This is a genomic window from Cohnella sp., assembly GCF_041641335.1.
GTDB lineage: Bacteria > Bacillota > Bacilli > Paenibacillales > Paenibacillaceae > Cohnella.
This window is the reverse complement of the sequence record NZ_JBEPYQ010000112.1, coordinates 1-21,719: the sequence shown is the minus strand read 5'-3', so window position 1 is coordinate 21,719 and position 21,719 is coordinate 1. Positions and strand designations below refer to the sequence as shown.

Annotated in this window: 24 protein-coding genes; 7 read left to right on the top strand and 17 right to left on the bottom strand. The window is 58.0% G+C overall.

Annotated features, from left to right (window positions below; translation table 11 throughout):
* A partial coding sequence (locus ACESLM_RS26715; protein ID WP_372636685.1) for an NfeD family membrane protein occupies positions 1 to 360 on the bottom strand: 360 nt, incomplete at its 3' end.
* A gap of 233 nt (positions 361 to 593) precedes the next feature.
* Here ACESLM_RS26715 and ACESLM_RS26710 point away from each other — a divergent pair.
* From ACESLM_RS26710 to ACESLM_RS26700, 3 genes are all read left to right on the top strand, one after another.
* The gene (locus tag ACESLM_RS26710) at positions 594 to 827 is read left to right on the top strand and encodes a spore coat associated protein CotJA (protein WP_372636683.1); all 234 of its coding nucleotides are present in this window, start codon (positions 594 to 596) and stop codon (positions 825 to 827) included.
* A gap of 145 nt (positions 828 to 972) precedes the next feature.
* Positions 973 to 1,200, top strand: coding sequence for a spore coat protein CotJB (locus ACESLM_RS26705; RefSeq protein ID WP_372636688.1), 228 nt, complete (start codon positions 973 to 975; stop codon positions 1,198 to 1,200).
* 18 nt (positions 1,201 to 1,218) lie between these two features.
* Positions 1,219 to 1,788 carry a manganese catalase family protein gene (locus ACESLM_RS26700; protein WP_372636680.1) on the top strand — a complete coding sequence of 190 codons (570 nt, stop codon included), beginning with the start codon at positions 1,219 to 1,221 and terminating at the stop codon, positions 1,786 to 1,788.
* A 235-nt stretch (positions 1,789 to 2,023) separates the two neighbouring features.
* Here ACESLM_RS26700 and ytvI read toward each other — a convergent pair whose 3' ends face one another.
* The 7 genes from ytvI to moaA all read right to left on the bottom strand — a co-directional run bounded on the left by ytvI (position 2,024) and on the right by moaA (position 10,441).
* Positions 2,024 to 3,058: a sporulation integral membrane protein YtvI gene (gene ytvI / locus ACESLM_RS26695; protein ID WP_372636677.1), complete on the bottom strand. Its 1,035-nt coding sequence runs from the start codon at positions 3,056 to 3,058 to the stop codon at positions 2,024 to 2,026.
* 32 nt (positions 3,059 to 3,090) lie between these two features.
* Positions 3,091 to 4,449 (bottom strand): hemolysin family protein, encoded by a 1,359-nt coding sequence (locus ACESLM_RS26690; protein WP_372636675.1) that lies wholly within the window; start codon positions 4,447 to 4,449, stop codon positions 3,091 to 3,093.
* A 51-nt stretch (positions 4,450 to 4,500) separates the two neighbouring features.
* Positions 4,501 to 5,658, bottom strand: a complete 1,158-nt coding sequence (gene yfkAB / locus ACESLM_RS26685; protein WP_372636672.1) for a radical SAM/CxCxxxxC motif protein YfkAB — start codon at positions 5,656 to 5,658, stop codon at positions 4,501 to 4,503.
* A gap of 140 nt (positions 5,659 to 5,798) precedes the next feature.
* Positions 5,799 to 6,914 (bottom strand): HD-GYP domain-containing protein, encoded by a 1,116-nt coding sequence (locus ACESLM_RS26680; RefSeq protein WP_372636669.1) that lies wholly within the window; start codon positions 6,912 to 6,914, stop codon positions 5,799 to 5,801.
* A 158-nt stretch (positions 6,915 to 7,072) separates the two neighbouring features.
* A complete protein-coding gene (locus ACESLM_RS26675; protein WP_372636666.1) occupies positions 7,073 to 7,924 on the bottom strand; it encodes an undecaprenyl-diphosphate phosphatase in 852 nt (283 codons plus the stop codon).
* 67 nt (positions 7,925 to 7,991) lie between these two features.
* Positions 7,992 to 9,428 carry a bifunctional metallophosphatase/5'-nucleotidase gene (locus ACESLM_RS26670; protein WP_372636663.1) on the bottom strand — a complete coding sequence of 479 codons (1,437 nt, stop codon included), beginning with the start codon at positions 9,426 to 9,428 and terminating at the stop codon, positions 7,992 to 7,994.
* Positions 9,429 to 9,439: 11 nt separating this feature from the next.
* Entirely contained in the window at positions 9,440 to 10,441 is a 1,002-nt protein-coding gene (moaA, locus tag ACESLM_RS26665) for a GTP 3',8-cyclase MoaA (protein WP_372636660.1), read from the bottom strand.
* A 115-nt stretch (positions 10,442 to 10,556) separates the two neighbouring features.
* On the opposite strand from moaA, the gene ACESLM_RS26660 reads away from it, so the two are divergent.
* Both ACESLM_RS26660 and ACESLM_RS26655 read left to right on the top strand, forming a co-directional pair.
* Positions 10,557 to 11,315: a molybdenum cofactor biosynthesis protein gene (locus tag ACESLM_RS26660; RefSeq protein ID WP_372636657.1), complete on the top strand. Its 759-nt coding sequence runs from the start codon at positions 10,557 to 10,559 to the stop codon at positions 11,313 to 11,315.
* Positions 11,312 to 12,358, top strand: coding sequence for a ThiF family adenylyltransferase (locus tag ACESLM_RS26655; protein ID WP_372636653.1), 1,047 nt, complete (start codon positions 11,312 to 11,314; stop codon positions 12,356 to 12,358). The genes ACESLM_RS26660 and ACESLM_RS26655 overlap by 4 nt, the downstream gene beginning before the upstream one ends.
* Positions 12,359 to 12,402: 44 nt before the next feature.
* Here ACESLM_RS26655 and ACESLM_RS26650 read toward each other — a convergent pair whose 3' ends face one another.
* From ACESLM_RS26650 to ACESLM_RS26630, 5 genes are all read right to left on the bottom strand, one after another.
* Positions 12,403 to 13,365, bottom strand: coding sequence for a 1-phosphofructokinase family hexose kinase (locus ACESLM_RS26650; protein WP_372636650.1), 963 nt, complete (start codon positions 13,363 to 13,365; stop codon positions 12,403 to 12,405).
* Positions 13,366 to 13,384: 19 nt separating this feature from the next.
* Positions 13,385 to 14,239 carry a class II fructose-1,6-bisphosphate aldolase gene (gene fba / locus ACESLM_RS26645; RefSeq protein ID WP_094047815.1) on the bottom strand — a complete coding sequence of 285 codons (855 nt, stop codon included), beginning with the start codon at positions 14,237 to 14,239 and terminating at the stop codon, positions 13,385 to 13,387.
* 87 nt (positions 14,240 to 14,326) lie between these two features.
* The gene (locus ACESLM_RS26640; protein WP_372636648.1) at positions 14,327 to 15,289 is read right to left on the bottom strand and encodes an ROK family protein; all 963 of its coding nucleotides are present in this window, start codon (positions 15,287 to 15,289) and stop codon (positions 14,327 to 14,329) included.
* Positions 15,286 to 16,095 carry a DeoR/GlpR family DNA-binding transcription regulator gene (locus tag ACESLM_RS26635; protein ID WP_372636646.1) on the bottom strand — a complete coding sequence of 270 codons (810 nt, stop codon included), beginning with the start codon at positions 16,093 to 16,095 and terminating at the stop codon, positions 15,286 to 15,288. Before ACESLM_RS26635 ends, ACESLM_RS26640 begins: the two co-directional genes overlap by 4 nt.
* Positions 16,096 to 16,115: 20 nt before the next feature.
* Positions 16,116 to 17,165 (bottom strand): SIS domain-containing protein, encoded by a 1,050-nt coding sequence (locus ACESLM_RS26630; protein WP_372636643.1) that lies wholly within the window; start codon positions 17,163 to 17,165, stop codon positions 16,116 to 16,118.
* A gap of 215 nt (positions 17,166 to 17,380) precedes the next feature.
* Between ACESLM_RS26630 and ACESLM_RS26625 the strand changes: the two genes are divergently transcribed.
* Positions 17,381 to 18,445, top strand: coding sequence for an HD-GYP domain-containing protein (locus ACESLM_RS26625; protein WP_372636641.1), 1,065 nt, complete (start codon positions 17,381 to 17,383; stop codon positions 18,443 to 18,445).
* 58 nt (positions 18,446 to 18,503) lie between these two features.
* Here the strand turns inward: ACESLM_RS26625 and ACESLM_RS26620 are convergent, their stop codons facing one another.
* Together ACESLM_RS26620 and ACESLM_RS26615 are read right to left on the bottom strand one after the other, a co-directional pair.
* A complete protein-coding gene (locus tag ACESLM_RS26620) occupies positions 18,504 to 19,448 on the bottom strand; it encodes a C40 family peptidase (protein ID WP_372636638.1) in 945 nt (314 codons plus the stop codon).
* Between the two features lie 130 nt (positions 19,449 to 19,578).
* The gene (locus tag ACESLM_RS26615) at positions 19,579 to 19,803 is read right to left on the bottom strand and encodes an alpha/beta-type small acid-soluble spore protein (protein WP_094047809.1); all 225 of its coding nucleotides are present in this window, start codon (positions 19,801 to 19,803) and stop codon (positions 19,579 to 19,581) included.
* Between the two features lie 253 nt (positions 19,804 to 20,056).
* Between ACESLM_RS26615 and ACESLM_RS26610 the strand changes: the two genes are divergently transcribed.
* Positions 20,057 to 20,908 carry an ATP-dependent DNA ligase gene (locus ACESLM_RS26610; protein ID WP_372636636.1) on the top strand — a complete coding sequence of 284 codons (852 nt, stop codon included), beginning with the start codon at positions 20,057 to 20,059 and terminating at the stop codon, positions 20,906 to 20,908.
* A 367-nt stretch (positions 20,909 to 21,275) separates the two neighbouring features.
* On the opposite strand, the gene ACESLM_RS26605 is transcribed toward ACESLM_RS26610, so the two are convergent.
* Positions 21,276 to 21,542 (bottom strand): YolD-like family protein, encoded by a 267-nt coding sequence (locus ACESLM_RS26605; protein ID WP_372636633.1) that lies wholly within the window; start codon positions 21,540 to 21,542, stop codon positions 21,276 to 21,278.
* Positions 21,543 to 21,546: 4 nt separating this feature from the next.
* A partial coding sequence (locus ACESLM_RS30410) for a YhjD family protein (RefSeq protein WP_483862609.1) occupies positions 21,547 to 21,719 on the bottom strand: 173 nt, incomplete at its 5' end.

The following is a 21,719-nucleotide window of genomic DNA, read 5'->3' as shown; positions in this document are numbered from 1 at the left end:
CCTCGAGCCTTCGATGGACGTGGCGACTTCCGCAAGCGATCCGATCATCTGCTTCGCGGACCTTGCGCTCCCTTTTTGCGCCGCCTGCAAGGGGATTACGACCAGAAACAGCACGACCGAGGAAACGCCGAGCGCGATCAAGAGCGACAAACCGGCTACCGGCAGCGCCGACCAGTCCGTGTTATGAAGCAGCATGTATCCGACTCCTCCGAACACGGTCAGGAAAGTCGCGATAACGGTCGGCGACAGAAAGGGAAGCTCCCCCGTATGAACGTCCAAGCTGAACAAGTCTCCGACGAAAGCCGACAACACCGCATATCCGACGCCTATTCCGAACAGCACGATCATGAACGTTTCCAAGATGCCTTGCACCTCCTTCCGGTCCTTCTTAGTGGCCGTACACTAAGTAATACGCAATTACGAATGGAAAGTTACTCCTTTTTTGTATTTGCGATGGATTGTCGTCAGAAGACGAGCCCTGCGAAAAAAGATTCGAAATCGCGTCAGAAGTACGAGACTTTGGGCATAGGATATTAGCGGATATTTTCGGCTGTCGCGCTGCGATCGACGAACAACGAAGGAGGTACCGCCGGATGAACGATTCCCAATGGCGAAGTTGGAAGCCTTATGTCGGAGCGAACGACCCCTGTCCGCCTATTCGAGTAAAGTGGTATGTCGTTCCGCCCAACCAATATATTTCATTTCAGCCTATGAATTTGCCCCAGTTTCCGCTAGACGAGGCGTTGCGGCGAGGCACCCTGTGGCCCGCTCTCTACAGCGATTATTCGCCGCGCCGCACGACGAAGGGAGGGAAAGGCAATGCCTGAACGGTTCGACCGCGACGAACGCAGGGACCGGGACGACTGGAACGACAGATACGTCCGAAACGACCGCAATGCGCGAGACTACCGGGACGGAGAGGATAAAGCGCCTGAGCCGAGCGTCAGAGGCGACGATGCCTACCGCCGGGAGCTGCTGGAGCTTCAAAAGACGGATTTCGCGTTAGTCGAACTGACTCTGTATTTGGACACTCACCCCAACGACATGCAGGCCGTTCAGCAGTTTAACCAGCTCTCCCAGAGACGGCGCCAGATCGCGCATGATTTCGAGATGAAATACGGTCCGCTTCTGCAATTCGGTCTCAGCTACAGCCGGTTCCCTTGGCAGTGGAACGACACCCCGTGGCCGTGGCAAGTATAGGGAGGAGGAGACTGAAGCATGTGGATTTATGAAAAAAAACTGCAATATCCCGTCAGGGTCAGCAAGTGCGATCCCCGAATGGCGCGTTACCTGGTCGAGCAGTACGGCGGAGCCGACGGCGAGCTGTCCGCGGCGCTGCGGTACTTGAATCAACGGTATACGATTCCGGACAAAGTCATCGGTTTGCTGACGGATATAGGCACCGAGGAATTCGCGCACCTCGAGATGATCGCCACGATGATCTACAAGCTGACCAAAGACGCTACTCCGGAGCAGCTCGAAGCGGCCGGTTTAGGCCCGCATTTCGTTAATCACGACGGAGCGATGTTCTACAACAACGCCGCGGGAGTGCCGTGGACCGCCGCCTACATAGGCGCCAAAGGCGATCCCATCGCCGACCTGTACGAGGATATCGCCGCGGAGGAGAAGGCGCGGGCGACCTATCAGTGGTTGATCGATTATACGGACGACGTCGACATTCAGGATTCGTTGAAGTTTTTGCGGGAACGGGAAATCGTGCACTCGCTTAGATTCAGGGAGGCGGTCGAAATTTTGAAGGCGGATCGCGAACAGAAAAAAATCTATTGATTATAAGGGGCTGGCCCATAAGTAAAAAGAACCGTACCGAACGATTATCGATGGATGTATGGTAATGGGCATCTATCTCCTTCCGATGCTATACGATCCTGAAATCTGAATGGGTAAACCCGTTGCAATGTGATTTCAGGACCGTATGAGGCAATCTCCAGGAGATAGATGCCCTTCTTTTTTCATCGATAATCTGGCACGTCCCTACATATGGAACAGCCCCAGCGCCGCCCTGTTACTGAAATTTGATTTTAAAGTCGAACAGCCCCGCCTTGCGCATCGCCATGAACACGATCACGACGATCGGGCCGAGGAACACGCCGACGATGCCGACGAGCTCGTAGCCGACATACAGGCTGATCAAGGCCGACAACGCGCCGATCCCGACCGCGTCTCCGAGAATTTTCGGCTCGACGATCCGGCGCACCACCGTAATGACGAGGAACAGCAAAATCAGGCCGATTCCGGTATACATTTCTCCGGTGGCGATCTGGAACGCCGCCCACGGCACGAGGGCCGAACCTACGCCGAGCACGGGAAGAATGTCCACGATGACGATGACGAGCGCGATCGCAAGCGGATAGCCCGTTCCGATAATGAGCAGACCGGTGAACGACAGAATGTAGGTAATGACGCTGAGCAGCAGCTGCGCGCGCAGGAAGCCGAACACCGATCTGCGCAGGCTGGCCAGCACTTCCTCAACCTGAAGCTTCGATTTCTCTTCGAACAGGGACAGGAACGAGCTTCTCATCGTCGGCAAGCTCAGCGAGAATAAATAGACCGCGACCAGGAACACGATGAAGAAAATGAAGAAATCCGGGATGCCCGACGCGAAGCTGAACAGAACTCCGGACAGCTTCGTGGACAGCTGGCTGAGAGCGGCCGTGATGTTGGACACCCAGTCTTCCAGCTGATCCGGCAGCGGCGCGGCTCCGTTGTTCGAATACGTCTGAGCCTTCTCGATCAAGCTTCGTATGTAGGTATTGGCATTCTCCAGCATGCTCGGCATTTTGTCCAGGAACGCCCGGAGCTCGCTGACCAGCTTCATCCCCAGCAAACCCAGCAAGCCCAGCAGGACGACGGTGAACAGCGTGCTCGAGATGGTCGTGGCGGCCAGCCGATTCATCCTCGCCTTGTTCATGAACAGAAGCGTAAGCGGCTCAAGAAAGATGGCCACGACGAGTGCAAGCAGGAACGGGGCCCCCACTGTGAACAGCAAATACAAAAATAGGAGCGATGAAACCATCAGCACAATGATTCGAATCGGCACGGCCTTTCCCCTCTTCCCGGGCTTCCCCGCCGTTACTGACTGTCTTGGTTCGATCGCGACGGTTTATCCGGCGCGTCCACCAGCGCTATTTTGTTTTTGTAGATATGTACCCGCTGCACGCGAAGCCGTTCCGTCTGGGCAATCTCGAACACGTAGCCTTCGTGGATGATCTTCTGTCCTTTGGAAATGGTGCCTTCCAGATGGTTGAACAGCCAGCCGCCGATCGAATCCACTTCGTCGTCTTCGATCTCGAGTCCGAGCAGATCGTTCACGTCTTCTATCAACATACGCCCGTCCACGGAAGTTAATTCCCCCTTGACCACGACGTTCGGCAGCTCGTCGTCGAACTCGTCCTGAAGCTCTCCGACAAGCTCCTCCAAGATCGTCTCGGCGGTCAGCATGCCCGCGGTTCCGCCGTATTCGTCGATGACGATGGCAACTTGGGATTTGCGGCGCTGCATCAGCTTCAGCACCTTGCTGATTTCCATCGATTCCGGCACGCTCAGGATCGGCCGCAGAAACTCTTTGAGATTGTGCTCCTCGTCCGGATCGGCGGTGAGCACATCGGTAATGTGCACGAAGCCTACGATCTGGTCCTTATCCTCGACCCCGACCGGATAACGGGTATGCTTCGTCGAGTAAACCACCTTCATGTTGTCCGCGTAAGACACGTTCGTGAACAGGCAGTCCATGTCCGTTCTTGGAAGCATGACCTCGCGCGCGACCCGGTCCGCGAATTCGAAGACGTTGTCGAACAGCGTCATCTCGTCTTTGTCGATGATGCCGCTCTTGGCGCTCTCATCCATCAGGATGCGGATTTCCTCTTCGGTATGGGCAGCGTCGTGCTCGCTGGCCGGCTCGACGCCGACCAGCTTCAGCAGCCGGTTCGCCGCGCCGTTCAGCAGCCAGATGAACGGAAGGAACAGCCGGTAAAACATGAGCAGCGGCCAGCTCAACCAGAGCGATACGCCTACGGAACGCTGAATCGCCAGCGACTTGGGGGCGAGCTCCCCGAGGACGATGTGCAAAAACGTAATGATGCAGAATGCGACCGCGAACGCGATCGTATGGATTAATGTTTCGTCCGTTACGCCGAACTCGTGGAGCAGCGGCGCGATGATCAGATCGGCGATCGCCGGCTCCCCGACCCAGCCCAAGCCGAGCGAGGCCAACGTAATGCCCAATTGAGTCGCCGACAGATAGGCGTCCAGCCGCTGGTTGACCTTCAGGGCGTATTTCGCGCGTACGTTGCCTTCCTTGCTGAGCTGCGTCAGCCGGCTTTGCCGGACCTTGACTAGAGCGAATTCGGAAGCGACGAAAAATCCGTTAAGGAAAACTAAGAACAATACGAGAACGACGTTCCAGAAAATCAAATCCCATTCGAGTTCCAAGTGAACGTACTCCTCCTCATGATCTCCGACCGAATCGTTGCGACTTTATCGTTAAGGGATTGCGCGCCTTGTCGTAAAGTCGACATCCCGGTAGTACATGTCCTGAACGAGCAGGTTCGGGCCGCAGCATCCCGCCGCGGGACAATGGCAATTAATCGCTTGCTGCATCGGATGTTCCCGCCACTTGGCGAACACGTCGTCCAGCTTCTCGCTGCGGATGTTGCCGAACGGCGGCACCGAAGCGAAGTCGGTCACGTAGACGTCGCCGCTGAACAGATTAACGTTCACGCGGTTGCGGCCGTCCGGGTCGTTGCGCACGGTCACGTTCGTTTCCTCTCTCAACCTTGCGACGATGCCGCGCTCCTCTTCGTTCTCGCTGCAGGCGAAAAAGGGAAGCGTGCCGAACAGCATCCATACGTCGGGATGGCGAACGTCGAGCAGCGTGCGCACCGCCTCCAGCATCTGCTGCCGGGAAATGGCCGGCAAGGAGGAAGCGAAGGAGCTCGGATACATCGGATGCACCTCGTGGCGCCAACAGCCCATCTCGACGATGAGCCGGTGAATGTCCGCGATGCTCTCGTGAGTGCGGTAGTTGATCATCGATTCCGCGGATACGAGCAATCCGCCTTCGGAGAGCCGTCTCGCGTTGTCGATCATTCTCTCGTACAGCTTAGACGTCGCCTCCGGCCGAACGTTGCGTCCGGTACGGGCGAAGCCGACCCGGTGGAAGTCTTCCGCTTGCGTATAATTAAAAGAGATGTGCATGACGTCCAAATCAGACGCGATCAGCTCGTACCTTTCGAAATCCATCGTCACGTTGGAGTTGAGCTGCGTGCGGATACCGCGTTCGCGGGCGTACTTCAATACGGGCAGCAGCACGTTCTTGACCGTCTCCAGGCGAAACGTCGGTTCTCCCCCGGTCATGCTGATCGTCTCCAGGTGCCGCACTTCATCCAGCCTGCGGAACAGAAGATCGAGCGGCAGATGCGGCGCCTCCGACATCGTTAGGCTGTCCCCTACGGCGCAATGCTCGCACCTCATATTGCACAGATGGGTAACCGTCAGCTCCACGCTCGTCAGCTCGTGTCTTCCGTATCGCTGCAGGGAGCGGATCGGGTCCCAAGGGTCGTAAGCGGGAGATAATACGGGCCAGTCGGAAGGCGCGGCGAATGGCGCCGCCTTCGCCGGCCGGGATAAAGCTTGCTGCATCGTTCATGCTCCTGTCGTTCTTTGCGTTATTTTTATTGTAATGGTCGGAGCCGATAAAAACAAACCCGTCAGGGCGGGAAGGACAAAACAAGCCGCCCTGCGCGCGGGTTCGTCCGCGTTCGGGGCAGCCTTGTATCGGTTTATGCGGGCATCGTGTTCATTTCTTCCGCGTTTATCTCGATTTTGGAGATCAGGACGTTCAGATGCTTGGACAGATCCATATCGAACGGCGTCTTCAGCTCGATGCCTTCCTCGTCCGTCAGCACTCGAATAATCGGACGATGGGCGCACGTCGAATTAATATCGCAGACGACCGCGCTCTGTCCCGTGTTCAGCTTGACCGAGAGTCCGATCGGGTAGATGGCCACCTTGTCCCGGAACAGCTGCAGCTTAGACACGTCGTACAGCGTCCCGCTTCCCGAATACAATACTTCGACCGCCTGATGCGGAAGCATCGCGTCGCGATAAACCCGGTGGCTCGTCATCGCGTCGTAGGAATCGACGATTCCGATCCATCTGGCATAGTCGTGGATTTCGTCGCCCTTGATTCCTCTCGGGTAGCCTGATCCGTTCAGCCTCTCATGATGCTGATAGGCACAGTGAGCGGCCAGAATCGGAATGTTCGGCTCGTCCTTGAGCAAGTAAAACCCTCGCTCCGTATGCCGCTTCATTTCGTCGAACTCGTAGGCCGACAGAGCTCCCGGCTTGAGCAGCACCTGCATCGAGATTTGGGTTTTGCCCACGTCGTGGAGCAGCGCGCCGATCCCGAGCGTCACGAGCTCGTCGTGACTGTAGCCGCTCGCCATGCCGAGCAAAGTCGTATACACGCATACGTTCATCGAATGCATGTACAGATAGTGATCGACCGTATGCAGATTCATCAGCATGATCATCGCGTCCTTATTGCCGCTTAAATCGTCCATGATCATCTGCATCACTTCTTTCATCTTGCGTCCGACGTAGGGGTAAGTGCCCGATTTGCTTCTCCCGGAAGCATTGCCGAAGTCCTGAAACACCGAGCGTATCGTCTGCAGCGTTCGCCTCTGCGTCTCGTCGCTGAGCAGTTCGGGAACGGACAAGTCGTCCGTCCGGGAATCTTGAATGTACACAAAACTGATCCCGCATTCTCCCAATCGCCGGATTAGTTTAGAAGTGAGCTCGACGCCTTCGGCCAGCAGCACGATGCCGTCATCGGAATAGATTCGCTTCGCCAGTCTCATTCCCGGCCGACATAGAGAAATCGGCATCATGCGCATTTCGTAATCTTCCTCCTTCGGGGACGAAATCAGGCCAACAGGTAAAACTTCCCTTATGATTACATCGGAATTCGATTTCGTTTATTGAATAGCCTTTCGATGAGAAATTTGTTTATTCTTCATGATTCGACATTATTCTACCCGCCTGCTCTAGGCCGTTACCGCATGACGAACAAATAAAACAAAGCGGCCAACGCAAAACGGTACCAAGCAAAATACTTTAATTTGAACTTCTGGAGCGCCTTCAGAAAGGCGACAACGACGACCCAGGCCACGAGAAACGATACGATAAAGCCGGTAAGCAGAAACCCGACGTCGATGCCGCCGGAACGGAAGTTGTCGATGTTGCTGAGCAGCTCGTATCCGGTCGCCGCCGTCATGATCGGAATGGCGATGAAGAAGCTGAAGTCCGCCGAAGCCCGATAGCTGACCCCGCCGAGCATGCCGGCTGCGATCGTCGATCCGGACCGGGAGAATCCCGGCCATACGGCAGACACGCATTGGAGCACGCCGATCAACAGAGCCTGCTTGTACGAAATGTCGTCCATCGTCTCCGCCGTTCTCTTGATTTTACCCGAATCGTACAGCGCTTCGGTCACCCACATGTAGATCCCGCCGACGACGAGCGCCCACAGGACGGGAGCGGCGTGAAATCCGATTTCCTTGATCGTATCCCGGAACAGATACGCCACGCCGAGCGGCGGGACGATGCCGAGGGCGACGTGGATCAGGTTCAGCCTGCGCTTCGGAAAGGCATCCACCGACAGCCCGCGAACCGACTGCGCCTTGCCCAGGCCGAATATCTGCAGGATTCTGTCCCGGTAGACGAGCGCGATAGCCAGAATCGCCGCGAATTGAATGACGATCTCGAATGTCTTAAGCTGTTCGGGGGCTTCCTCGTATCCGAGAAGCTTGTTCGTCAGAATCATGTGACCGGTCGAGGATACCGGCAGAAACTCCGTCAAGCCTTCCACAATGCCCAGAATGATGGAATCGAACCAATGCAGCATCTCCGTTTTCACTCCCCCAAACTAAGGTTCCTTGCGAATTGCAAAGCCAAGGGCGCGCCGGGAGCCGTCAGGGCGCGTCGGAATACCTCCATCTCGGCTCCTTGGAACGAGCGATCATTCCGTCGTCGTTAAGCGAACGGGTCAGGACGTCGCGAATGAACTCCGGCAAGTAGTAGCGAATCTCCCGGCCTTCCTTCAATCCGATGTATCCGACTCCGAAGGTGAACATGTCCAGCGTTCCTACGGTGTACTCCCTATGTACGTCCAGGCTCGCTCCGCCTATCGCGGCCTCCTTGACGCGCTGGTACGGAGGGCGGGACATATCCGCCGCAACCTCCAGGCCGTCCATACATAACGTGCCGAGCACCTTTCCCCGGAAACCGAAGCCGCGAATTTCCAGATCCTGAAATTCGGGCAGCAGACTCTCTTCCAGCGTCTTCAGAATAAGACTTCCGGGCAGACGCATCATGCAAGGATTGATCGGAGACGGGCAGATGGCGTGAATCGTCTCTTCGGTAACGTCGCCCGCAGGCAGGCCTTCCAGCAGTTGGCCGGCATTCACGAGTGCGATGTCCGCGCCCGTCATCGCCCGGATCGCCGCGGACAGCAGCGTCGGAAGCGGCGATTCGCGGTCGTGGCGCCATTCGAGCGGCTCGCTGAGGCTTGCGATTTTGCGTCCCATCCTGAGCTTGGCCTGCTCGCGATACACGGAGATCAGTCGCTCGACGTCCTCGCTCGGAGCCATCTCCCCGGTCGGTATGCTGCCTCCGGACACCTTGACCAGCTTGCGGTCCGCGCCGAACTCGAGCTGCAGATGACCGACGTACGCGCCGAACTTGCCCGCGGCGCATATCGCGGTATCCCCTTCGATCAGCGGCACTTCCAGCAAGTGATGGGTGTGGCCCCCGAGAATAAGATCGACGCCCGGAACGGCGGCGGCGATTCTCTCGTCGCTGCGCAAGCCGAGATGGGAGAGCAGGATGATGACGTCGGCTTCCGGCCTTAGCTTGGCGACTTCGGCTCTCAGCACGGCGGTCGGATCCCCCGCATCCCAGCCGAGCAGTTCGTAATACTCGTTGAACGGGACCGTCACCCCGATCAGGCCGATGCGCAGTCCCGATCTCTCCAGCATCAGGGAAGGGATCATCCACGCCGGCGGGCTCCCCGTCGCGATCAGCGTCATGTTCGCGCATACGAACGGGACGGACATGCCGCCGAAGATGCGCTCCAGTTCGTCCGGCGTGTAGCTGAGTCCTTCGTTGTTGCCAAGCATAACCGCGTCGTAACCGATCCGCTCCATGACGGTCCGGTTGACGGCGGCCATCGTTCCTTCCGTCTCCATGCGCGCGCGATCCAGGAAATCTCCGCTGTCGAGGACGATCAGCGCGTTCGGATCGGTGCGTCCGCGAACCTCCTCGATGTATCCGGCAATCCGGGAGGTCTCTTCGAAATGGCTGTGCAAATCATTCGTATGCAGCAAGGTCAGCGTTACATTCCTAGTCATCGGACGCTCTCCTAACCGCCGATTTGCGACATCCGGCGCTCCGTCGGCTCGTGGCTCAGCGGAGTGCCGGCCAGCACGGCGGCCATCTCGTGATTTTCCGGCTTGACGTCCATCGCCTTCAGGAACAGCCTCTCCATCGCCTCGAGGGAGCCGAGCGCGGGTCTGACGCTCAATTCGTCCATCCAGTACAGGCAAGGCTTGATATGGCCGTCTGCGGTCAGCCGCAGTCGGTTGCAGCTTTTGCAGAAATGCTCGCTGATCGGGTGGATCAGTCCGAACGATCCGACTCCCCCGGCGATCCGCCAGTTTTCCGACGGTCCGCTGCCCTGCGGTCCTTCCTCTTGCTGAAGAACGTAGCCAAGCCGACGGGCTTCTTCAAGAACCGCCGACAGCGGAAGATAGTGGCTGCGCCATCCGGCGTCGTCGTGTCCGATAGGCATATATTCGATGAAGCGGACGTGGATCGGTCTCTCCATGGACAGCTTCAGAAACCGCCCGATCTCGTCTTCGTTGACGCCTTTCAGCAGCACGCAGTTCAGCTTGATCGGCCCGAGTCCGGCCTCCACCGCCGCTTCGATGCCTTCCCAGACCCGCTTCAGCTCCCCGCGGCGGGCGATGAATTTGAAACGAACGTCATCCATCGTATCCAGGCTGATGTTGACCCGCTTAAGGCCGGCTTCCTTAAGCTTGAACGCTTGCTGCTTGAGCAGCAGCCCGTTCGTCGTCAAGGAAATGTCGTCGACCCCGGGCAGGGCCGCGATGCCGGCGATCAGTTGTTCCAAGCCCGGACGGACGAGAGGCTCGCCTCCCGTAATTCTGAATTTGCGCATGCCGAGCCTGACGGCTGCCGCGGCTACCTCGACGATCTGCGAATAGGACAGCAGACGGTCTTGTTCCATGAACTTCATGCCCTCTTCCGGCATGCAATACAGGCAGCGCAGGTTGCAACGGTCGGTCACGGATATTCGTAAATAAGTGTGCTTCCTCCCGAATCTGTCTATCAATTCCGTCACTGCCGATCTCTCCCTCCGCCAATCCTTTGTGTGTCCCTCTAGCATAACATTTTCACATGGGATATGGTATGCTTGGGGAACGAATGTTATTGCCCGCAAGAAGGAGAAATCGACGATGTACCCTGCATGGAATATCCAATTATTCGCCGGTCTGGCGGAAAGATTAGGCGCGCGCTCGCTGCAGACGGACTGGGAGGAAGAGGCGCTGACCGCCGGCCAAGTCAAGCTGCGTCTAGCCGAGCTTTACCCGGAGCACGGGGAGCTGCTGTCCGTCTGTTTTCTCGCGTGCAACCAGGCCTACGCCCATGATTCCGCCGTGGTGAAAAGAAGCGACGAGCTCGCGCTGCTGCCCCCGGTCTCCGGAGGCTTGATCGAGGACGATAACGCCGACGTTGCCGATTCCGGTTTGCCGAGATATAGCGTCGCAGACCGTCCGCTCGACGTCGAACGGACGCTGGCCGCCGTCTACCACCCGGATCACGGAGCCGCCATCGCCTTCGTCGGGACGACGCGCGAATGGACCGCGGGCAAACGGACGGTCACGCTCGAATACGAGGCTTACGAACCGATGGCCGTCGCTTCGCTGACTTCGATCGGAGACGAGATATCCTTCCGCTGGCCGGGCACGCTTACCGCGATCGCCCACCGGATCGGGACGGTCGGCATCGGCGAGATCAGCGTCGTCATCGCCGTCTCTTCGGCGCACCGGGCCGACGCCTACGAGGCGAGCCGGTATGCGATCGAACGGCTGAAGCAGGTCGTGCCCATCTGGAAAAAGGAAATCTACGAGGACGGCACCGAATGGAAAGGGCACCAGCTCGGGCCTTGGAACCCGCTGGCCGCACCGGGAGAGCCGGAGGGAACGGAACGATGACGGACGCCGGATTGGACGCCCGCTATGCTCGGCAAGCCCGCTTCTCCGGGATTGGAGCGGAGGGCCAGCGGCGGCTGCTTCGCTCCCGGGCCGCGATCGTCGGCGTCGGCGCGCTCGGCTGCGCGATCGCCAACCATCTGGCTCGCGCCGGCGTCGGCAGCCTGACGCTGATCGACCGCGACATCGTCGACCGCACCAATCTGCAGCGCCAGATGCTGTTCGACGAGGCGGACGCCGCCGCCGGAACGCCGAAAGCGGTCGCGGCCGCGGCAAGGCTCTCCGCCGTGAACGGCGGCATCTCGATCACGCCTCGCGTCGCGGATTTGAACGCCTTTAACGCCGAGCGTTTGCTGGAAGGCGCGGACATCGTGCTGGACGGCACGGATAACTTCGGGACGCGGTATTTGATCAACGAATATGGCGTCAAGAACGGCATTCCGTGGGTGTACGGAGGAGCGGTCGGCGCGTCCGGCATGTCGCTGACCGTCGTTCCGGGAACGACGCCCTGCCTTCGCTGCCTGTTTCCTTCAACGCCTCCGGGAGGCTCGCTGGACACGTGCGAGACGGCCGGCGTGCTTGCCCCGATCGTGGATACGATCGCCTCCGTGCAGGCGATGGAAGCGCTCAAGCTGCTGGCCGGCCGCGAAGATGCCTTGCACGGCTCGCTGCTGCAGATCGATCTGTGGCATAGCCAGTGGCAGTCACTCTCCGTCGGAGGAGCGCGCAATCCGGACTGCCCGGTATGCGGGCAGCGCCGGTTCGAAGCGCTTGACGGAGACGCCGGAGACGAAGCGATGACCGTCTCGCTATGCGGACGAAGCACCGTGCAGGTCATGCCCGGCAGGCCGATGACGCTCGACCTGGAAGCTCTGGAGCCTCGCCTAGCCAGAGCGGGCCGCACCGAATTGACTCCCTTTTCGCTGAGACTGCAATTGCAGGGCGGCCTCACGTTCGTGTTGTTCGACGACGGGCGCGCGCTTGTTATCGGAACGGAAGAAGCCCAGACTGCCCGGCGCGTGTACGCCGAGCTTCTGGGCGAATAAATCATGACAAGCCGCGGCGGCGCCATCCAGCGCTGCCGCGTTTTTTAGTCCGTCCATTCCTCGACCGAGATTTCCCGAAGCAGCCTGGCGTGCTCGGCCGGGCTGACGTCTCCCGTCGTCTCGGAGAGCGCGTTGGCGCTGCCCGCAGCCGCGGCGTACCGCAGGCATTCCTCGACCGGCCAGCCTCTGACGTGGCCGTATGCGTACCCGGCGACGAACGAATCGCCGCTGCCGACCGTGTTGACCGGTTCGAGCTTCGGAATGCGGACGCGGTAGATGCGCCCGCCCGCTCCGGCGACGGCCCCTTCCGCTCCCAGCGTCGCCGCCGCGACCGGAATGCCTTGCGCCATCAGCTTGCGGATGCCTTCGCGCAGATCGGAGCCTCCCGCATCCGGGAGCAGCGACACGATCTCGTCCTCGTTCGGCTTGATGAACGTCGGCAAAGCCGACACTCCGCGCACGAGCGTCTCCCCGCTCGAATCGAGGAAGACGTCCGCTCCCGCGCTGCGAGACAGGGCGATCAGATCGGCATACAGCCCCGGATCGGCCCCTCTCGGCAAGCTGCCGGAGAAAACCACGAGCGCCGATTCCTCGCTCAGCCCTCGCAGCTTGATCTTGAAGCGCTTGATCTCCTCCACGCCGACCTCCGGCCCCGGCTCCAGTACTTCCGTGGACGAGCCGTCACGGCCGTCGATGAAATTCAGGCACAGTCGCGACTCTCCAGAGATGTCGATGAATTCCGAACGGATACCGGCTTCCTTCACCCGGCTCGTAATGAACTGCCCGTTATAGCCGCCCGCAAAGCCGGTCGCCGCCACTTCGCCATGGCCGAGCTGCTGCAGCACCCGGGCCACGTTCAGCCCTTTGCCCCCCGCCGTGGACACGACTTTGCCCGCGCGCGACACTTTGCCTTTGTCGAAGGACGGCACGTAATACGTCTTGTCGATCGCCGCGTTTAACGTGACGGTCGTTATCATCGTTCGAGCATTCGCTTTCGCGTTCGTCACCGCTATGCCCCCGCTTCGCTTACGCCTTGCCGATCGAGCCGCACAGGCGCATCTTCTCGATCGCAGCCGCCTTCAGCGCCTGCTTCGCCGGCACCATGTATTTCCGCGGATCGTTCTCTTCGGGATTTCTCGCGAACACTTCCTTGATCGCGTCGGAAAACACGATGCGCAGCTCGGTCGCGACGTTCATCTTGGACATGCCGAGCGAGACCGCCCGCTTCACCTGATCCTCGGGGATACCGGAGCCTCCGTGGAGCACGAGAGGAACGGACACTTTGGCGGCGATGCGTCCGATGCGGTCGAAGTCGATGTTAGGATCGCCCTTGTAGATACCGTGCGCCGTGCCGATTGCCGGAGCAAGCGTATGCACGCCCGTCAGTTCGACGAACTTGGCGCATTCGTCCGGATCGGCCAGCAGCGCGTCGCGCTCGTCGACGACGATGTCGTCCTCGACGCCGCCGACCCGGCCTAGCTCGGCCTCGACGTTAACGCCTACCGCGGAAGCCGCTTCGACGACTTTGCGGGTTTGTTCGACGTTTTTCTCGAACGGGTCGTGGGAGGCGTCGATCATAACCGACGTGTATCCCGCCCGGATACATTGCATGATGGTGCCGAAGTCGGAGCAGTGGTCGAGATGAAGCGCGATCGGAACGGAGCTGCGGTTAGCCGCCACCGTGGCCGCCGCCGCGATGTAGTCGGGTCCCAGATGCTTTACCGTTCCTACGGTCGACTGGATAATGAGCGGGGATCTTGTCTCCTCCGCCGCTTCGACGACCGCCTGCAGCATTTCCAACGTATGGACGTTAAACGCCCCGATGCAATATCCGCCTTCCTTTGCCGCTTGCAGCAGCGGCGTCGACGATACAAGTGCCATGGTGAGTTCCTCCGATTTTGGTCAAGTCTGTGAGTCTATGAGTCTATGAGTCTATGAGTCTATAAATCGATTCCGTTCCGTCTTCCGTCAATCTCCGTTCCGATGAGCGGCATACAGCGAGCTGCCGATAATGCCCGCATCGTCGTTGTGCTCCGCCGTCACGACCTTCAGCCCCTCGCGGAAATCCGGCAGCAGCAGCCGGTACAGTTCCTCTCGAAGAGGCGCCATTAACCGTTCGCCGGCCAAGGCTCCGCCTCCGCCAACCACGATTACGTCCGGGCTGAGTACCGACGCCGCAGCGGCCAGAGCGCGGCCGTTCAGCTTGCCGGCGCGAACGATGATGTCCGCGGCAAGCGCATCCCCAGCATCCATCGCCTTGGATAGATCCGCCGCGGTAAGCCGCTCCAGCGCTTCTCCGGGAAACCACTTGTTCAGCAAGCTTGCCCGGCCTTCGCGCAGCGCCTTCTTCGCCTGTCGAACCAAGCCGGACGCCGAAGCAACCGTCTCTAGACAGCCGCTAAGCCCGCAAGCGCACTCTTCTTCCACTCCGTCCATGCGGACGTGGCCGATTTCTCCGGCCAGCGCTTTATGCCCGTAGTACAGCTCGCCGCCGTTCACGATAGCCGCGGCAATGCCGGTGCCGATCGTAATGCCCAGCACGTGTTCATAGCCCCGTCCGGCTCCCGCGACCGCTTCTCCGTAAATGTACATCCGGACGTCGTTGTCGATGAACACCGGCAGGCCGATCCGATCTCCGAGCAGATCGGCAACCGGAATATCGCGCCACTTCAAATTCCCGGCAAACTTCGACACCCCCGCCCGAGGGTCTACGAGCCCGGGAATTCCCACTCCGACGCTCGTAACCCGAATGCCGGCTCCCAGCTCCTCGCGAATCTGCGCGACCATCTCCGCGATCCTTCCGAGCACGGCTTCATGGCCGGCATGCGCCTCCGTCGGACGCTTGAGCTTGCGCAGCACCTTGCCCGCTTCGTCCGTCGCTCCGCATACGATATTCGTACCGCCTACGTCCACGCCGATCGTGACGTTCATGTCCGATCTCCCTCTCTTCCGGAATCCGATTCGTCCTCCGCCGCATACACCTTAACGCCCGCAAGCGCGGCTCCGTCTTCCGAGCTCTCGGCAGGTCTCTTATCGGTGATGCAAGCGTGAAGCTCCTGCAGCCCAGCCACATGAAAGAGCGAAGATTTGCCGACTTTCGTATGATCGAACACGGCAATCGTCAGCTTCGACCGCTGCATCAGCAGGTTGGCAATGTTCGCCTCCAGCTCGGAGTAAGTGCTGACTCCCTGCCCCGTTACGCCGTCGACGCCCATGAACATCTTATGGATGTTCAGCGCCTTCACCGTCTGTTCCGCCAGCGGTCCGCACAGCTCGAAGCTGCGATTGCGAAGCACGCCGCCGGTCAGCACGATCTGCAGATCCTCGCAATCGGCAAGCTCCATCGCGATGTTGACCGCATTGGTGACGACGGTAATGTTGCGCCGCTTCTTCAGCGCCTTCGCGATCAGGAACGTCGTCGTTCCCCCCGTGAGGCCGATGACGTCGCCCTCTTCGACAAGGGAAGCGGCCAGATTGGCGATCGCTTCCTTCTCCCGGTACGAAGCATGCTGCTTCTCGCGGAAAGGCACTTCGCGAATTAACCCGCTCGCCGCGTACTTCGCTCCGCCGCCCATCGTCCGGATCACCTTGCCCGCCTTCTCGAGATCGTCGAGGTCGCGCCTGGCCGTCGCTTCCGAGCAATCGAAATTGTCGGTCATCTCTTGAAGAGTAATGCTGCCGTATCTTTCGAGATAGGCGAGCACTTGCTCTTGCCTCTCGGATTTGTTACGCGTCATGGGCCGGCTCCTTTGTCGGATCAAATTTTGACGACTTGCGTCAAGTTTCTCGGATGGTCGGGATCGACGCCCCGCTTCATCGCCGTATAGAATCCGAGATACTGAAGCAGCGGCAGGTAGAGCACCGCGCGCGCCTCGTCGGACAACGAGCCGCCGCCAAGCTCGAACACCGCGTCGGCAAAGCCCGTATCGTCGCCTTTGGAGGTTGTCACGAGCAGCACGAATGCGCCGTAGGCTTTCATTTCTTCCGCGACTTTCAGTTCATAGGAACGGGCTTGCTCCGAGACGAGCAGACAGACGAGCGTTCCCGGCTCGACGACCGACTTCGGCCCGTGGCGGAATTCCAGCGTTCCATAGCTTTCGGTCCAGACGTAGGACATTTCCTTCAGCTTGAGGCACACTTCCTGCGCCAGACCGAAATACGCCCCCATCCCCAAGTAAATGTATTTGTTGAAGTCGTTCGCTTCGACCAGCTGTTCGGCAAACTCGCGTCCCCGCTCGACGACATCCCCTTGCAAATCCAGCACCGCTTCCATCTCCGACGGCTGCGCCCCGCCCGCAGCGAGCGCGATCGCGGCTTGCATCATATACGTCATGCTGCTGAACGATTTGGTCATGACCGTGCTTTGTTCCTTGCCCAGAGGCGATACGAGACATTCCGTCATCCGGCCGAGCCGGCTGTCCTCGTAGCACGTAATGCCGCAAGTCGTCCAGTTCGGCAAATCCTTCACCGAATCCAGCGCCAGAATGACCTCGGACGACTCTCCCGAACGGGATACGCCGACGAGCAGCACCTTCCGGCTGCGGGCGACGGATTGGTCGCGGAACAGAAAGATGTCCGATGAAGGCAGCGCGCTCGCGCTCCGTCCCAGCCACAGCTTAAAGGTGGAAGCCATCACCTGCGCTTGATAATAGGAAGAACCTGAACCGATAAACACGACCTCGTCGTACGCCGCGTTGCCGATATGCGACTGCGTCCATTTCTCCTGTTTCTTCAATTGCTCCCAAGCGGCCTTCAAGGCTTCCGCCTGTCCGCCGATCTCAGGTAACGTCAGCTTGCCTCTCGTCATTAAGATCCTCTCCCATTCCTATTCGTCCTGTACAATGCTATTATATTGCATTCATAATGAAAATTTCAATCATTATAATGACGAAATTTTTCAATTTGCAGTTACCAAATTTTATCTCAACTAGTTATTGCCAGAAAACGCTTTACTTGATAGCATAGATATCAAAGGATTTAGCGAATTTCCTCGATTATTCGAGGTTCCTGTCGAGGTGTGAGATGCGAGTACATATTACGGATGTACGATCAGGAGATCGATTATCGGAGGACGTCTTTAATGCATACGGCTTGCATGTCCTCTCCAAAGGCACGTCGCTGAACGAAAAAGAAATTTCACGAATTTTCCAGCATCAGATCGATTACGTCGACATCGAAAGGCGTTCCGGCACCGCCGGTTCCTCATTCGCCGCGGAGCCGAGGAACGAAGCCCCCGCGCCGGGATACAATCCCCTGCTACGCCCCCTATACCACGACGCAGTCGCCGGTGCCGAGCAGCTGTTCGAGAAAGCGCTTGTAGAAGGACGGATTTACGAGGACGACGTCAAGGAGAGCTTCCAGCCCCTCGTCGAGAATTTCCGGACGGAGCGCGACGTCGTTTCTTTGCTGCTCATGTTGAACACCCAAGACGACTACACGTATCAGCACTCCGTTCAAGTCGGCATGCTGAGCTACTACATCGCGCGCTGGGTAGGCTGGAACGAGGAAGAAACGATACGAGCGGGCAAAGCCGGTTTCCTGCACGACGTCGGCAAGTGCCGAATCGCCGAGGTAATCTTGAACAAGCCTTCCCGGCTTAACGACGAAGAGTATAAAGAAATTCAGAATCATCCCGAATACGGATACGAGATTTTGACCCGTTCCTTCAACGACGAGGCGGTCGCCCTGGCCGCTCTTCAGCATCATGAACGCATCGACGGTACGGGTTATCCGCAAGGTCTGGCAGGCGAACAGATTCATCCGATGGCCCGGATCGTAGCGGTCGCCGACGTCTACAGCGCGATGATCTCTTCGCGGGTATACAGCGAGAAGAAGGATTTGCTGTTCGTACTGCGCGAGCTTTACGATCTCAGCTTCAAGGAACTGGATCCTGATTTTACGCACACGTTTATCCGGCATATGCTTCCTAACTTTATCGGCAAACGGGTCGAACTGTCGAACGGACAGTTCGGAACGATCGTCATGACGAATCCTACGGACTTCTTCCGTCCTCTCGTGAAGACCGACGAGGATTTCCTCGACCTGTCCGTCGTCAGAGACATTTCCATCCTTCACGTGCAAATGTAATAAAGGCGCTTGCGATCCTCGTCACGGGGATGCAAGCGCCTCTTTTTTGTCGCAGCGACTATGATGAATAACGTTTCGCGTACAAATAGGTGTCTTTCCAGTACGGTTTGTCGATAGGGGTAACCTGGACTCCGTCCTCCGGCTTCGGACTCGCGTGAATCATATTGCCGTTCCCCATGTAGATGCCCACGTGGCCGACCGTTTCGTTGCTTTTGAAGCGCCCGGGCACGTAGAAGAACATTAAGTCCCCTGCCTTCAAATTGTCCCGCGACACGAATGTGCCTTGCTCGGCCTGCGCTCTCGCCACCCGGGGCAGATCGACGCCGAAGCGGTCGAATACGTATTGCGTGAAGGACGAGCAGTCGAACGTTTTGGATTCCGTATACGGCGCCGTGCCGAACACGTATTTGACGCCCAGATACTTTTTGGCGAATTCCAGCAGCGATGCGGCTTCGCCCGCGGCCACCGACATTTTCGGCCCCGAAGGCAGCTCTTGGGCGAAGTCCGCGCTCTGCCCCGTAATTCCCGATTCGTTAGGCGACGGCTTAGGAAAAAAAGCTACCTCATTCTCCTGGATATGAAACACGGTCACGTCTCCGATTAAGTTCTGGAGGGCCGTAACCGGCACGAACAGCTCGTTTCCTTCTTTCAGCGCAGGCGCGGGCATACGGGATTGGCGGCCGGCAATCGAGACGTTGCTGTCCCCGGCTCGGAACACCCACACCGGGTCATGATCGCCCATTCCGTATGTGCCGTCCGGCAACCATTCCGCTGTGTACCCCGTCGCCTGGCCGATCGCTCCGAGCGAGACGTAGCTCGCATTTTGAATCGTCCGAACCGGAACGATGTGCCGCCCTTCCTCCAACACGGCTTCCGACTGCCCGCTCTGTATTTTCACCGGCGCCTGATCCCGCTTGAGATTCATCGCGCCCCCAGGATCCCCCGCGCAGCCGGACGCCAGCAGCAGCGCCAGCAAGATCGTTGATTTATTGCCGAATTTCATCGCCTCGAGCCGCCTTCCCCTTAAGAAGTTCATTCCTCCATAGGATGACGTAGCGGTCTTGCGATTATGCTTCCACCAACAAAAAACGACCCCGCCGGCGGTAAGCAAGCGGGATCGTGAAAGGTGCTTTCTAGAAACGTCCGGCTTGGCCGGCAAGCTGCTGCTCGGCAATTTGCACCAAGCGACGAGTGATATTGCCACCGATGCGGCCGGTATCCTTCGTCAGCATGTCCCCGTGATAACCGTCGCGGGAAAATTGGATGCCCAGCTCTTGCGCGACCTCGTACTTCAACTGGTCCAGAGCGGCGCGCGCTTGCGGAGTTGCGAGCTGGTTGCTGCTGCGATTGTTCGCCATGTTTTTCTCACCTCCATCATTTACCACGTATTATGCTTCGCGCTCATAAGATCTATGCATGAATGGAAGTTTGAACTTCTCATGCCACCGATCGCCTAATGCGCGATCTATACGATTCGTATATCATTATTGATAGAAGAGCTGGCAACTTGTCGGTCCGGCTTTTCTTCATAACCTTTTTTACTCCTTGGGAGTCGCGGCAAGTGACTCCTTTTTTTCGTTTTGAATCTTGCGACGAAGGTGGGTGCCCGTTATGTTCCTCCCCCCCATGCTGCCGGTTGCGTATTCGCATCCGTTCGACGACGATCGTTACATATTCGAGCCGTTGATTGACGGCCATCGCTTGCTTCTATCCATGGAAAATGGAATCGTACGGCTGTATACCCGCCACGGTCACGACATTACCTCCCGTTATCCGGAGCTTCATCCGGTACCTGTGACGGATAATTCCGACGTCGTGCTGGACGGAGAGGTTTACTGCATCGATCCCGCGACCGGGAGACTGGATCCCGATGGGATGTTAGACAGGTTCAGGTTGACGAAGCCGATGAGCATCCGGGAAGCTTCCGTTCGCAATCCGGTGCGCTACAACGTATTCGATATTTTGCGTTATCGGGGCAGAGACGTTCGTATGCTCGCATTAAGCGAGCGGAAGAAGCTGTTGGGAGAAGTTCTGGAAGGCAATCGCTGTATTTCCCCGGCAATAGAGGTAGAGCATACGGGAATCGCTTTGTTCGAAGCGTTAAGAAGAAACGGAGTAAGGGGAATCGTAGCCAAGCGGCGAACGAGCGCCTACGTCGGGCGCAGAGACGACAGCTGGCTCAAAATTCGCGACTACGACTACGCCGTCGTGCAAATCGCGGGCTATCGCAAAAACCAGTTCGGCTGGCTCGTTCGGCATCGGGACCAGATCGCCGGCTTGCTGGAGCACGGCATCCCTTCCGCGCACAGGAACGCGTTTCTCGGCGTATGCGGCACGCTGGCGACACATGAAGACCGGGACTTCGTCTACGTCGAACCCGCCATCCAGGCTCGCGTGCGCCACCAACTGTGGACGCGTGACGGCCTGCTTCGAAAGCCCGAGTTTGTGGAGTTTGTGGTGTGAAGAAGCCGGAATCAGAGAGGTTTATAGACGGTTTTATGGTCGGCAAAATGTCTTAACTCAGGATGTTTCTCCAGCATCGTGAAAAGAACAGAAAAGGGCGAAAATGGGAAATCCCATTTTCGCCCTTTTCTGCTATTGGTCCGACGGCAGTAACTTAACCGATGGAGCCTTCCATTTCGAACTTAATTATTTTCGTCCTTTGCATCATTTCATGCGGTCCCATTTTCCTTTATATATAATAGGAAAAGACTTTTTATTCATCATTCAGTATCACAGGTTTATGTTCCAATTCGGCACGAAATCGGCACGTCTCTATATCCGCCTAGTGCTGTTTTTTATAGTGCCCACACATCTACCATTGCAGTAGCTACATCGGATTGCTCACTCTCATAATATCCAGGAACGGAACCTTGATCGTCTCGCCATGCCGGTAGACGTGGACAAGCGTCGTCCTGGAGTCCATCTCCATGATTGTGCCGCACACTGTCTCATCCATCCCCCAGACAATCAGAGCGACTTCGATCTCCTCGTTCTTGGCCTCGGTCAATTGGTCCGCTAACTCCTCCAGTTCGAACTCGTCCCGTGTTGGCCTCTTCGCCTTGTACGACTTCCCCGGTTTAGCTACTGCAGGCATAAGATCACTCCTTAATTGGATTAAGTATGCTTTCGACAGCCTTAGCAAGGTGATTGCCAATTTCGGCCCGCATGACTTCTCGGGTCATCCCAAACTTGTCTTCGTATCCTCGGCAGAGGTAGCGATTATACACGATGTCATCCTGAGTCTCAGATCGGAAGAGCGTCGTGTAGGGAA